Origin of the sequence: Budvicia diplopodorum (assembly GCF_009800925.1) — a bacterium.
GTDB classification, from domain to species: Bacteria; Pseudomonadota; Gammaproteobacteria; order Enterobacterales; family Enterobacteriaceae; genus Budvicia; species Budvicia diplopodorum.
In genome coordinates this window covers 43,741-56,358 of the sequence record NZ_WOYF01000016.1, presented here as the reverse complement: position 1 = coordinate 56,358, position 12,618 = coordinate 43,741, and the positions used below count along the sequence as shown (strand labels likewise).

9 protein-coding genes are annotated in these 12,618 nt (G+C 48.6%); 6 read left to right on the top strand and 3 right to left on the bottom strand.

Annotated features, from left to right (window positions below; genetic code table 11):
• Positions 1-3 precede the first annotated feature (3 nt).
• From hflX to hflC, 3 genes are read left to right on the top strand one after another with little or no spacing between them, the layout of a single operon-like run.
• Complete coding sequence (gene hflX / locus GVI43_RS13430) at positions 4-1,284, top strand: ribosome rescue GTPase HflX (protein WP_159567369.1); 1,281 nt, start codon at positions 4-6, stop codon at positions 1,282-1,284.
• A 56-nt stretch (positions 1,285-1,340) separates the two neighbouring features.
• Positions 1,341-2,627 carry an FtsH protease activity modulator HflK gene (gene hflK / locus GVI43_RS13425; protein ID WP_159567368.1) on the top strand — a complete coding sequence of 429 codons (1,287 nt, stop codon included), beginning with the start codon at positions 1,341-1,343 and terminating at the stop codon, positions 2,625-2,627.
• A gap of 6 nt (positions 2,628-2,633) precedes the next feature.
• The gene (gene hflC, locus GVI43_RS13420) at positions 2,634-3,608 is read left to right on the top strand and encodes a protease modulator HflC (RefSeq protein WP_159567367.1); all 975 of its coding nucleotides are present in this window, start codon (positions 2,634-2,636) and stop codon (positions 3,606-3,608) included.
• A 122-nt stretch (positions 3,609-3,730) separates the two neighbouring features.
• On the opposite strand, the gene fruA is transcribed toward hflC, so the two are convergent.
• Genes fruA through fruB form a run of 3 tightly spaced genes read right to left on the bottom strand, consistent with a single transcriptional unit; the run spans position 3,731 to position 7,506 of the window.
• Positions 3,731-5,428 carry a PTS fructose transporter subunit IIBC gene (fruA, locus tag GVI43_RS13415; protein ID WP_159567366.1) on the bottom strand — a complete coding sequence of 566 codons (1,698 nt, stop codon included), beginning with the start codon at positions 5,426-5,428 and terminating at the stop codon, positions 3,731-3,733.
• 12 nt (positions 5,429-5,440) lie between these two features.
• Entirely contained in the window at positions 5,441-6,379 is a 939-nt protein-coding gene (gene fruK / locus GVI43_RS13410; RefSeq protein ID WP_159567365.1) for a 1-phosphofructokinase, read from the bottom strand.
• Positions 6,376-7,506: a fused PTS fructose transporter subunit IIA/HPr protein gene (gene fruB, locus GVI43_RS13405; protein ID WP_159567364.1), complete on the bottom strand. Its 1,131-nt coding sequence runs from the start codon at positions 7,504-7,506 to the stop codon at positions 6,376-6,378. Before fruB ends, fruK begins: the two co-directional genes overlap by 4 nt.
• A 535-nt stretch (positions 7,507-8,041) precedes the next feature.
• On the opposite strand from fruB, the gene GVI43_RS13400 reads away from it, so the two are divergent.
• The 3 genes from GVI43_RS13400 to rnr all read left to right on the top strand — a co-directional run bounded on the left by GVI43_RS13400 (position 8,042) and on the right by rnr (position 12,568).
• Positions 8,042-9,340, top strand: coding sequence for an adenylosuccinate synthase (locus GVI43_RS13400; RefSeq protein WP_159567363.1), 1,299 nt, complete (start codon positions 8,042-8,044; stop codon positions 9,338-9,340).
• 292 nt (positions 9,341-9,632) lie between these two features.
• A complete protein-coding gene (gene nsrR, locus GVI43_RS13395; protein ID WP_159567362.1) occupies positions 9,633-10,094 on the top strand; it encodes a nitric oxide-sensing transcriptional repressor NsrR in 462 nt (153 codons plus the stop codon).
• On the top strand, positions 10,094-12,568 hold the full coding sequence (gene rnr, locus GVI43_RS13390) for a ribonuclease R (RefSeq protein ID WP_159567361.1): 2,475 nt from the start codon (positions 10,094-10,096) through the stop codon (positions 12,566-12,568). The genes nsrR and rnr overlap by 1 nt, the downstream gene beginning before the upstream one ends.
• The last annotated feature ends 50 nt before the right edge of the window (positions 12,569-12,618 follow it).

Below are 12,618 nucleotides of genomic sequence, written 5' to 3'. Positions count from 1 at the left end.
CACTTGTTTGACCGATACGATGCCGGAGAACAGGCAGTACTGGTTCATGTTTACTTCTCTCAAGAAAAAGACACAGAGGATCTCAGAGAGTTTGAATCCTTGGTGTCCTCTGCGGGAGTGGAAGCGCTACAGATTGTAACCGGCAGCCGTAAGTCTCCGCACGCTAAGTATTATGTCGGTGAGGGTAAGGCGCAGGAAATTGCCGACGCCGTGCGTGCCAGCGGTGCAAACGTAGTGCTATTTAACCATCCGCTCTCTCCCGCTCAGGAACGTAACCTTGAGCGGCTTTGTGAGTGTCGGGTTATCGATCGTACTGGATTGATTCTCGATATTTTTGCCCAGCGGGCAAGGACTCACGAAGGAAAGCTGCAGGTCGAGCTGGCGCAATTGCGGCATCTGGCTACTCGCTTAGTCCGAGGTTGGACTCACTTAGAACGCCAGAAAGGCGGAATAGGTTTACGCGGGCCGGGTGAAACCCAGCTGGAATCCGATCGGCGTTTATTACGGGATCGAATTCGCCAAATTCTTTCCCGGCTTGAAAAAGTTGAAAAGCAGCGTGAGCAAGGGAGGCGTGCTCGCATGCGGGCCGATATTCCTACCGTATCGCTGGTTGGTTATACGAATGCAGGGAAATCAACCCTCTTCAATCGTATTACTGAGGCGGGAGTGTATGCCGCAGACCAACTGTTTGCGACTCTCGATCCGACGCTGCGTCGGATTGAAGTTGAAGACGTTGGCGTAACTATTCTGGCCGATACCGTTGGCTTTATTCGTCATTTGCCTCACGATTTGGTGGCGGCATTTAAAGCAACGCTGCAAGAAACCCGGCAAGCATCATTGCTGCTGCATATTGTCGATGCGGCCGATGGTCGTATAGATGGTAATATTGATGCCGTTAATGAGGTTTTAGCCGAAATTGAGGCCGATGAAATACCGGCTCTGTTGGTGATGAACAAGATTGATATGCTGGATAACTTTGTTCCGCGTATCGATAGAAATGAAGAAAATTTGCCGATTCGGGTTTGGCTTTCCGCTGAGTCTGGTGATGGCATTGATTTGTTGTTCCGTGCATTAACGGAACGTCTTTCCGGTGAGATTGCGCAGTACGAACTTAAATTACCAGTACAAGAAGGTCGGTTACGTAGTCGTTTTTATCAGCTTCAATCCATAATTAAAGAGTGGGTTGAGGAAGATGGAAGCATCGGTTTAGTGATTAGGATGCCAATTGTTGATTGGCGTCGCCTCTGTAAACAAGAGCAGGGTCTGGTAAACTTTATTGTTTAGTTGGACCCCGCAAGATCGTGCCCGATAAAACGATCCTATATGAGTGGAGCTAAAACATGGCGTGGAATCAGCCCGGTAATAATGGCCAAGACCGCGATCCGTGGGGGAGCGGTAACAATGGCAACCCCGGTGGAAATAATAGTGGTGGATCAAATAAAGGCCGGGGTCAGCAATCGCTGAATTTGGATAATATTTTTAGTAAGCTGAGCGGTTTGCTTGGCAAAGTGGGTCGTGGCGGTGGAAATAGCGGCAATAGCGCTGGTCCGGCTATGGGAGGCCGTCTTTTTGCTATTATTGCGGTTGTCGCCGTGGTGATTTGGGGCTTAAGCGGCTTCTATACCATCAAAGAGGGTGAGTTAGGCGTAATTACCCGATTTGGTCAGGTACAACCGGTTATGGTTAGTCCTGGTCTGAACTGGAAACCTACCTTCATTGATTCCGTTAAGCCGGTGAACACTAAAGCCGTTCGTGGCTTGGCTGCCTCAGGCGTGATGCTGACTTCTGATGAGAACGTGGTTCGCGTTGAAATGAACGTGCAGTATCAGGTTTCGGATCCGATTAAATATCTGTTTAGCGTGACCAATGCGGACGACAGTTTAAGTCAGGCCACTGACAGCGCACTGCGTTCCGTTATTGGTAAATACACCATGGATAAGATCCTGACTCAGGGGCGTACTATCGTTCGTGAAGATACTAAACAGGAACTTGAAAAAACTATTCAAGTGTATGACATGGGATTAAAAGTGCTGGACGTTAACTTCCAGGCCGCTCGTCCGCCGGAAGAAGTTAAAGCTTCATTCGATGATGCGATTGCTGCTCGCGAAGATGAACAGCGCTATATTCGCGAATCAGAAGCTTATGCCAACGAAGTTCAGCCGAAAGCTAACGGTGATGCTCAGCGTTTAATTGAGAATGCTAAAGCCTATCAAGTCCAGACGGTTTTGGAAGCTGAAGGTGAGGTTGCTCGTTTCTCTAAACTGTTGCCTGAATATAAAGCCGCACCGGAAATTACCCGTGAGCGTTTGTATATCGAGACGATGGAAAAAGTACTGAGTAGTACCAGTAAAGTGTTGATGAATGATAAGGGCAATAATTTGATGGTGTTGCCTTTGGATCAACTGATGCGTGGTAAAACTGGTGCTGTCAAAGGGTCGGTAATCCCTGAGCCGAAGCCCAATACCGTAAGTATTGCAACTCCGCCTTCGCCATCTGCGACAACAAGCAGTAAGCCTGAACCGACTTCGAGTTCATCATCGGCGTCACAAACTACCAATGGTGTGACTCAGCAGCGTAATGCTGCCGAGGCTGAACGTCTTGGTGCAGCTGGTTTAGGAAGAGGATAATCACTAATGCGTAAATTATTTATTCCCTTCATTGTTATTGTCATTATCGGCGTTTTCACTTCCCTGTTTGTCGTGGAACAAGGTAGCCGCGGTATAGTATTACGCTTTGGTAAAGTGCTGCGTGATGCGAAGGATATTCCTCGGGTTTATGAGCCGGGCCTGCATTTTAAAATTCCATTAATCGATACCGTTAAGCTGCTGGATGTCCGTATTCAGACCATGAATAATCAGGCTGACCGCTTCGTAACTAAAGAAACTAAAGACCTGATCGTTGACTCTTTCCTTAAGTGGAAAATCACCGATCCTAGCCGCTATTACTTAGCTACCGGTGACGGTAATCAGTCTAATGCTGAGCGTATTCTTAACAGTAAGCTGAGTGACCGTTTGCGTTCTGAAATTGGTCAGCGTGATATCAAAGATATCGTAACTGACTCCCGTGGTAAGCTGATGCAGGACGTGCGTGATGCTCTGAATAAAGGAACGTCTGATTCACCTGCTCCGGTTGACCCTGCTAATACGGCGTTGCCGAGTGACAATAAATTGCCTTTAGCGAATGCGAACAGCATGGACGAGCTGGGCATTGCAGTTGTTGACGTGCGGATTAAGCAAATTAACCTGCCAGCAGAAGTTTCTGGTGCAATTTATCAGCGTATGCGTGCCGAGCGTGAAGCCGTCGCCCGTCGCCATCGTTCACAGGGTAAGGAACAGGCAGAGAAAAATCGCGCGCTGGCCGATTATTTGGTTACTAAAACCTTGGCTGAAGCCGAGCGTGAAGCGCGTATGACGCGCGGTGCCGGTGACGCAACCGCTGCCAGACTGTTTTCCGATGCCTTTAGCCAGAATCCTGATTTCTATGCCTTTATCCGTAGTTTACGTGCATATGAAACCAGCTTTAGCGGTGGTAATGACGTTATGGTTCTCAGCCCTGACAGTGAGTTCTTCCGCTATATGAAGTCTCCTGATGCAGGTCCGAAACAGTAATTTCTGACCAGTAGTTAAATTGAAAATGGCCCGATTTGATCGGGCCATTTTTTGTTGCTGTCATTCTTAAACCACCGCCTATGGAGGTGGTTATCGTTTATACGTTATTTAATCTGAAGCTATTACTCAATCGGTATTGCTTTAGGAAGTTCACTATCCGCTTTTTTAAGTACGGCATACGACACCGCCGTTAGTAAGGTTCCTGCAACGATTGCCCCTAAGTAACCAAGCACCGGATGAATAGCGCCGGGAATTAACAGCACGAATAAACCGCCGTGCGGTGCCATTAACTGAGCACCGAACATCATCGATAGCGCACCGGTTAGTGCACCTCCGGCAATGCAGCATGGAAGAACGCGCATCGGGTCTTTGGCTGCAAAAGGGATGGCACCTTCAGTAATAAAGCTTAAGCCGAGAACTAAAGCCGCTTTACCGCCTTCTTGTTCCGCTTTGGCAAACTTACGCGCGGCTAACAGCGTTGCCAGCCCCATGGCTAATGGTGGCACCATGCCTGCGGCCATCACGGCAGCCATTGGGGCATAGATTTTGGTACTTAATAGGGCAACGCTGAAAGCGTAGGCCGCTTTATTAACTGGCCCGCCCATGTCGGTACACATCATTGCACCGAGCACTGCACCAAGCATAACGGCATTAGCGGTTCCCATAGCCTGTAGCCAGTGGGTTAACCCTTCCATTATTTTAGCTACCGGCGTGCCAACAACGTAGATCATGGCTAAGCCGGTAATCAGGCTGGCAACCAGTGGGATAATCAGAATAGGCTTCAGGGCTTCCATGCTTTTAGGTAAATGAAGCTTAGTACTTAGTGCCCACGCGACGTAGCCCGCAATAAACCCGGCGATAATTCCCCCCAGAAATCCGGCGTTAGTACTCACCGCCAACATGCCGCCGATTAAGCCCGGCGTTAAACCCGGGCGATCAGCGATAGAAAAGGCAATATAACCCGCTAAAACCGGTACCATCAGTGCAAACGCGGAAGTACCTCCGATATCCATTAATGCGGCGGCAAGCGTGCCTTTTTCTTTGAAGGCTTCGATACCAAAAATAAATGATAAAGCAATGCACAGGCCGCCGGCTACTACCATCGGGAGCATATAAGATACGCCGGTAAGTAGGTGGCGGTAAGGGCCAGCGGACTCTTTCTTCTTACCTTCGGTGGCTGAAGATGCGCCGCTCTGAGGCTGAAATATCTGAGCTTCACCTTTCGCTTTATCCAGCTCTTGAGCCGTTTTTTTCAGCGCCAGCCCGGTAGAGGTGCGATACATCGGCTTACCGGCAAATTTGCTTAGGTCGACTTCGATATCCGCAGCAACAAACACCATATCGGCCTGTTGTATTTCTTCCTGGGAGAGGGCATTTCCTGCCCCGACTGACCCTCTGGTTTCTACCTTTACCTTCCAACCGCGTTTTTTTGCTTCAGTTTCAAGCGCTTCTGCGGCCATGAATGTGTGGGCAACGCCGGTCGGGCAGGCGGTAATGGCGACCAAATTGAACTGCCGATCCTGTGGTTTTTCATCGGTAGCTGCTGGCAAAGCTTGATATATGCTAGCTTCAGCCATCGCCCGGTTCAGCACCCGATCTGGCTCACGGATAGCCAGATCGGCCGGAGACAGAAAGAATTTTTTTCCGTTGAGTTCAGCGTTTACCGGCTGATTCTGGCCAATGGCCAGAATCAGTTCAGCATCTTGAGGCTGTTCTACCCAAGTCATTCCAGCTTTGTCAGCGTTGGCTGTCAGCATAGTCTTTGCCAGATGGCTAACCGTGGGGCTTAATAAGCCGTCTAATAATAGTAGTGTTTTCATTGAGTCAGGCCTCTAATTTAACGGTATTAACTTAACCCGCGACATCATTGCAGCTAGTTCAAGACGATTGTTTATTCCCACGCTGCTTTGGCTTACTGCAAGAGCCGAAACGGCCGTGGCTAAACGAAGTGAGTGCTCACTGGATTCACGCATCAGGAATCCATAGATTAAACCTGCGACCATCGAGTCTCCGGCACCAACGGTGCTGACAACTTCACAAACCGGTGGTTGAGCCAGCCATGCACCGGAAGCGTTGACCCACAGTGCCCCTTCGGCTCCGAGAGAGACCACGACGTGTGCAATTCCCTGCTCCCGTAGCTCATAAGCCGTGCTGACAACATCCTCGATTGTTGGAAGGGAGCGGTTAGCCCAGATTTCCAGCTCACGGCGGTTAGGTTTGACCAGCCATGGGGATGACTTCAGGCCAGCGGCAAATGTCTCTCTGCTGCTGTCAAAAATAATGCAAGAGCATAGGCTTCGCAGACGCATCATCCAGTCGGTAAAGGCATCCGGAGAGACGCCTGCCGGTAAACTGCCGCTGATTGCTACCATGTCAAACTGCCCGAGCCATGAAAGCGAGTCCGTGACAAAGCGGTCCCAGTCCAATGCCGGAATGTCAAACCCTGAGAAGTTGAAGTCAGTATCTTTGCCGCTGTTGTCGGTCAATTTCACATTGATGCGAGTGCGCCCCGGCACTACCTGAAAGCGGTTAGCAATGCCAAGTTCGCTAAATAGCTGCTGGAATCCGTCTTGATTATCGCGCCCCAAAAAGCCGCCGACGGTGACATCGATTCCCAGATTTCTCAGCACTTTTGCTACGTTCACCCCTTTTCCGGCGGCATGAAGGCCGGTGGTCCGGACAAGATTTACATCGCCGATTTCAAGCGTTGAACAGCTGCCTACAAGGTCGTAGGCCGGATTCAGCGTGATAGTGGCTACTTTTCTGGTCATGCACCTTCTCCTAAGCCAGAGGCAATAACTTCACCGATGGCCTGAATGGCCATTTCTGCATCATCACCGCAGGCAGTAAACCGCAGACGGTGGCCTTTTCTTACGCCAAGAGAGACCATTTTCATCATACTTTTGCCATTGGCCGGTTTTCCGCTTCCATCAAGGTTGGTCACGGTGATTTCTGCATTGAATTTTTTAATGGTGTTCACCAAGACGGTGCTAGGGCGAGCATGTAAACCATGTTCATTACGAATCACGAACTCCGCATTGATTTGGTTATCTCCCTGAGGCGCGTCGGTGGTTAACAATGAAATCAGGGTGGCGGCATCTGCAGTAATGAGTTTTTCGGCCTGCTGGGCTATTAATAGCGCAGTGAGGCGGTTTAGCATTGGCAGGTGCTGCTCATCAGCTACTGATACCGTCAGCAAGAGGGCCATTTTCTCACCGTTAACGTCAAATGGCTTTGCGGGCCGACTCAGCGACGCGGCGGTGGATAAGTTTCCTTCGGTGCTGTCGTTTAGCCAAATCCCCTGCCTGAGGTTGATTGGTGAATGGGTAATAACATCAACCATAAACCGATCGTCGACGGCGTTGATCTGCCGGAGGTGGCCAGCATTAATTGCCTGAAGGGTGATGAGGTTATTGGCATCGACATTTAAGGTAATAGATGACGCATCAAAATCAAATTCCTTTGTCTGGCGTTCTCCCATCAATAAGCTACACAGCTCCTCTTTTGACGTCGTTTGGGCTAGCTGCCGGGAAATGGTCTCATCGCTTAATACGTGCGTGAGCTGGCGCAATAGGGCCAGATGTTCATCGGAACGGGCGGCGATCCCAATGACAATATAGGCGGTTTGTCCTTCTCCCCACTCAATTCCCTGAGGGAACTGGAAAACCTGTACTCCGGTATTCAGCACTAGAGTGCGGGTATCGGTAGTGCCGTGGGGGATGGCAATGCCGTTACCTAGGTAGGTCGATGCCTGTTGCTCACGCTGTAGCATGCCGTCGAGATAGCCTGCGCTAACGTAGCCAGCTTCAGCTAAAGCGGCGGCAACCTGAGTGATTGCATCCTCTTTACCGTCAGCCGATGCCTTCAGGTGAATAACTTGTGGTAATAACTGATACATATGTACCTCTGTGCATTTTTACTGAATCGATTCAGCTTTTGTGGTAAAAATAAGCACTGAATAACTCCATCTCTATAGCTCATCAGTGCTGAATCGTTTCTTTAAATATGGTCATGGAAGCTGATTTATGCAAGAAATCTTTGGAATTGATAATCGAATTTTTGACATGCCGCACATTTTTTACCCAAGCCATGCGTTTAATTAAGATAAATAGGAAGATTGCTGAAGTTGTTGTAAAGGGTCAGCACGGTTTGGCGTTGGTATTATTGTTGTTAATCAAGAAGGGCGTTTTGAGGCCAGCTGCCTGAGTATCGTTTTTTGGTTAGAAGCCCAACGTTATGGATAAGTTATCGATTGCGTATAGTCAATTCCGTTCATTATTCCGCCCATTCATTACGCTATAACAAAGAAATATAATTTTTTAGCTAATGCTGAATTGCTACTGGTCTGATTTGAGCCACCTGTGTTAAAAAATACTGAAAGTAAATTAATGTGATGGTAGAATTCTTTTTTAACTGACTTGGTGAATAGTGAGATGGGCAAAAACGTCGTCGTACTGGGCACTCAATGGGGTGACGAAGGTAAGGGCAAGGTCGTAGACCTCCTGACCGAAAGAGCTAAGTATGTGGTACGCTATCAGGGCGGACACAATGCGGGTCATACTCTTGTTATCAACGGTGAAAAAACCGTACTTCATTTAATCCCTTCCGGTATTCTTCGCGAGAATGTAACCAGTATCATTGCAAATGGTGTTGTTTTATCTCCCGAAGCTTTAATGAAAGAAATGCGTGAATTAGAAGATCGGGGCATCCCGGTGCGTGAGCGTCTGTTAATCTCAGAAGCTTGTCCGCTTATTCTTCCTTACCATGCGGCATTAGATGTAGCTCGTGAAAAAGCGCGCGGTGCTAAAGCGATCGGTACAACCGGCCGTGGTATCGGACCTGCTTATGAAGATAAAGTCGCTCGTCGTGCTCTGCGCGTTGGTGATTTATTGAATAAAGAGCGTTTCGCAGCAAAGCTGAAAGAAGTGATGGAATACCATAACTTCCAGCTAGTTAACTACTACAAAGTAGAAGCGGTAGATTATCAAACCGTTCTGGACGACGTGATGGCTATCGCTGACATCCTGATCGCTATGATTGTTGACGTTTCTGAACTGTTAGACAGCGCCCGTAAAAAAGGCGAGCTGATGATGTTTGAAGGTGCACAAGGCACTTTATTAGACATCGATCACGGTTCATTCCCTTACGTCACTTCGTCTAATACCACCGCTGGCGGTGTTGCTACGGGTTCGGGTTTTGGTCCGCGCTATGTGGATTACGTATTAGGTATTGTTAAAGCTTATTCAACCCGCGTTGGTGCTGGCCCGTTCCCGACAGAGTTATTTGATGACGTTGGTGAGTTTCTGTGCCAAAAGGGTAACGAGTTTGGTGCAACTACTGGCCGTCGTCGTCGTACCGGTTGGTTAGATGCCATCGCCGTTCGTCGTGCGGTACTGCTGAATTCATTGTCTGGCTTTTGCATGACCAAACTGGACGTGTTAGACGGTCTGAAAGAAGTGAAAATCTGTGTAGGGTACCGTATGCCTGACGGCCGCGTAGTGGAAACTACACCGTTAGACGCTGATGCCTGGGAAGGTATCGTGCCGGTATACGAAAGCTTACCGGGTTGGAGCGAAAGCACCTTTGGTGTTAAAGAGTTCGATAAATTGCCTCGGGCTGCGCGTGACTATATCAAGCGTTTTGAAGAGTTAACCGGCGTACCGGTTGATATCGTTTCTACAGGCCCAGACCGTACTGAAACTATGATTTTACGCGATCCGTTTGATGCATAAAAATCATCTGAAGTTGAAGTAGGGTTATTAACCGGGCAATTAGCCCGGTTTCTTTTTATATAGAGAAAGTAATTAAATGTAGCAGGGTATACCTCGCTCTACGGGTGAAATAAATTATTCACAAGCTAGTTGTAAGCGGGTTTGTTATCCTGATGGACTATTGAGCAGCGTTATTAATTAAGCGTATTGCTCCTGATATTTCAGCACCTATTGTCATTGCGCGGTCTTGTTATTGAGATCGCGATGTTCAGCCCGCCGGGGTCCTGAGCGTAATTTTAGTAAAGAGGTATTCGTGCAGTTAACAAGTTTTACTGATTATGGCCTGCGAGCCCTGATTTATATGGCGTCACTCCCCGCTGGCGAACTTACCAATATTTCTCAGGTTACTGAAGTCTATGGCGTTTCTCGCAATCATATGGTTAAAATTATTAACCAGCTTAGCCGCGACGGGGTCGTTGATGCCGTGCGGGGGAAAAATGGCGGCATCCGTTTAGGCCGCCCAGCCCATACCATCCGAATTGGTGATGTGGTTCGCGCTATGGAGCCGCTATCGTTGGTTAACTGTAGTCTGGAATTTTGCCACATTACTCCCGCCTGTCGTCTAAAATTAGTATTAGATAAAGCGGTTAAGTCTTTTCTACAAGAATTAGACAATCACACGCTTGCCGATATGATTGATGATAACAAAGGTCTTCAAGCTTTATTGTTTTCTGGCTCCCCATTAATATCGGCAACTAAAAAGAAGGAAGAGTAATGTCAAAAGATCCTTTCTTAGCCCGCGAAACTGAAAAGTACGGGTCACCCATTCCAAGCCGCGAATTCATCCTTGATTTACTGGCTAAAAAAGAAAAACCGGCTAATCGCGATGAAATATTTAGCGCGCTTGGTCTGGAAGGTGAAGAACAACAAGAGGCGCTGCGACGTCGTTTAAGAGCAATGGAACGCGACGGACAGTTGGTTTTTACCCGCCGCCAGTGTTATGCATTGCCTGAGCGTTTAGATTTAATCAAAGGTACGGTAATCGGCCATCGCGACGGTTACGGATTTTTGCGGGTTGAGGGAAGTAAAGAAGATCTTTATCTCTCAGCTGAACAGATGAAAATGACTATCCATGGGGATCTGATTTTAGCTCAGCCTCAGGATCTTGATCGCAAAGGCCGCCGTGAAGCTCGCGTAGTTCGAGTTTTAGTACCGAAGACCAGTCAGATTGTCGGGCGCTATTTTACCGATGCTGGCATTGGCTTTGTGGTACCTGACGATAGCCGACTGCATTTCGATATTTTAATACCGCCAGAGAACATCATGGGTGCCCGTATGGGGTTTGTGGTGGTGGTTGAGCTGACTCAGCGCCCGACCCGTCGAACCAAAGCGGTTGGTCATGTCGTTGAAGTGTTAGGCGATAATATGGGAACGTCAATGGCGGTAGATATCGCGTTGCGCACCCACGAAATACCTCACGTCTGGCCTGACGCCGTACTTAATCAGGTTGCTGGCTTAAAAGAGCAAGTGCCTGAAGAGGCTAAAAAGGGCCGTATCGATTTACGCGATTTACCGTTAGTGACTATTGACGGTGAAGACGCGCGTGACTTCGATGACGCCGTTTGCTGTGAGAAAAAACGCGGTGGCGGCTGGCGCCTATGGGTAGCGATTGCCGACGTGAGCTACTACGTTCGTCCGCCAACTGCTCTGGATACAGAAGCCCATAGCCGGGGAACCTCAGTTTATTTCCCGTCACAGGTTGTACCAATGTTACCTGAAGTGTTATCGAACGGATTGTGTTCGCTAAATCCTCAGGTAGATCGCCTGTGCATGGTGTGCGAAATGACCATATCTGCCACCGGTAAACTCTCTACCTTTAAGTTCTACGAAGCCGTGATGAATTCTCACGCTCGTTTAACCTATACCAAAGTTGCGGATATTCTGAAAGGCGATGCCGAGCTGCGTGAGCACTATCGACCGCTGGTACCAATGCTGGAAGAGCTTAATCATCTGTATAAAGCATTAGATCTGGCCCGCGAGCAGCGCGGCGGTATCTCTTTTGAGACCGACGAGGCTAAATTTATTTTTAACGCTGAACGCCGCATTGAGCGTATTGAGCCTCTGGTCCGTAATGATGCTCATAAGATCATTGAAGAATGTATGATTCTGGCTAATATCTCTGCGGCTCGTTTCGTTGAGAAGTCTGCTGAACCGGCGCTATACCGGGTTCACGATCGTCCGAAAGGCGAGAACATGACGTCACTGCGCAGCGTATTAAGCGAGTTAGGCTTAACCTTGGGTGGCGGTCTGGAGCCTCAGCCTAAAGATTATGCGGTATTAATGGATGCGGTTGCCGATCGCCCCGATCGTGAAATGCTGCAGACGATGCTGCTGCGTTCAATGAAACAGGCGATTTACGATCCTGATAATCGCGGTCACTTTGGTCTGGCGCTAACGTCTTACGCTCACTTTACCTCTCCGATTCGTCGCTATCCGGATCTGTCATTACACCGTGGAATTAAGTATCTGTTGGCCAAGCAGGCCGGTACGCTTAAGGGCAATTCTACGCCAAGCGGCGGCTGGCATTATGAAGTAAATGAAATGCTTCAGTTAGGTGAGCACTGCTCCATGACTGAACGCCGGGCAGATGAAGCGACCAGAAACGTAGCCGACTGGCTGAAGTGTGACTTTATGCAGGATCACGTCGGTGAAGTGTTTAGCGGCACTATTGCCAGCGTAACGTCATTTGGCTTTTTTGTTCGCTTAGACGATCTGTTTATCGATGGTCTGGTGCACGTTTCAACCCTAGAGAATGATTATTATCGTTTTGATAACGTCGGGCAGCGTTTAGTCGGGGAATCTTCCGGTCAGACATTCCGGCTGGGCGATAAGGTGGAAATTCGGGTGGATGCCGTACATCTGGATGAACGCAAAATAGATTTCGCGCTGGTTTCCAGCGAGCGTCGTCCGCGTGGGGAAGGTAAAACTGCCCGTGATAACGAAAAGAAAAGCGTGAAGCTACGCAGCGAGAGCCACTCTAAAGGCGATTCCCGCACTAAATCTAAAGCGCCGAGAAGAAGCAAAGCTAACAAAGATGAAACCGTAGTTAAAGCCGCCAAGGCGGATAAAACTAGCAGCGTTGAAAAAGCTGATAAGGCGAAGCCAAAGGCTAAATCTCCGTCAGCCAAGACGAAAAAAATAACGGCAGCGTTAAAAACTAAGCGGACTAAGAAATCCGACGAAATTTAATGTAATAAGCCGTCATCGCAGGGCGGCCACGGTGTCGCCCTGATTTTATA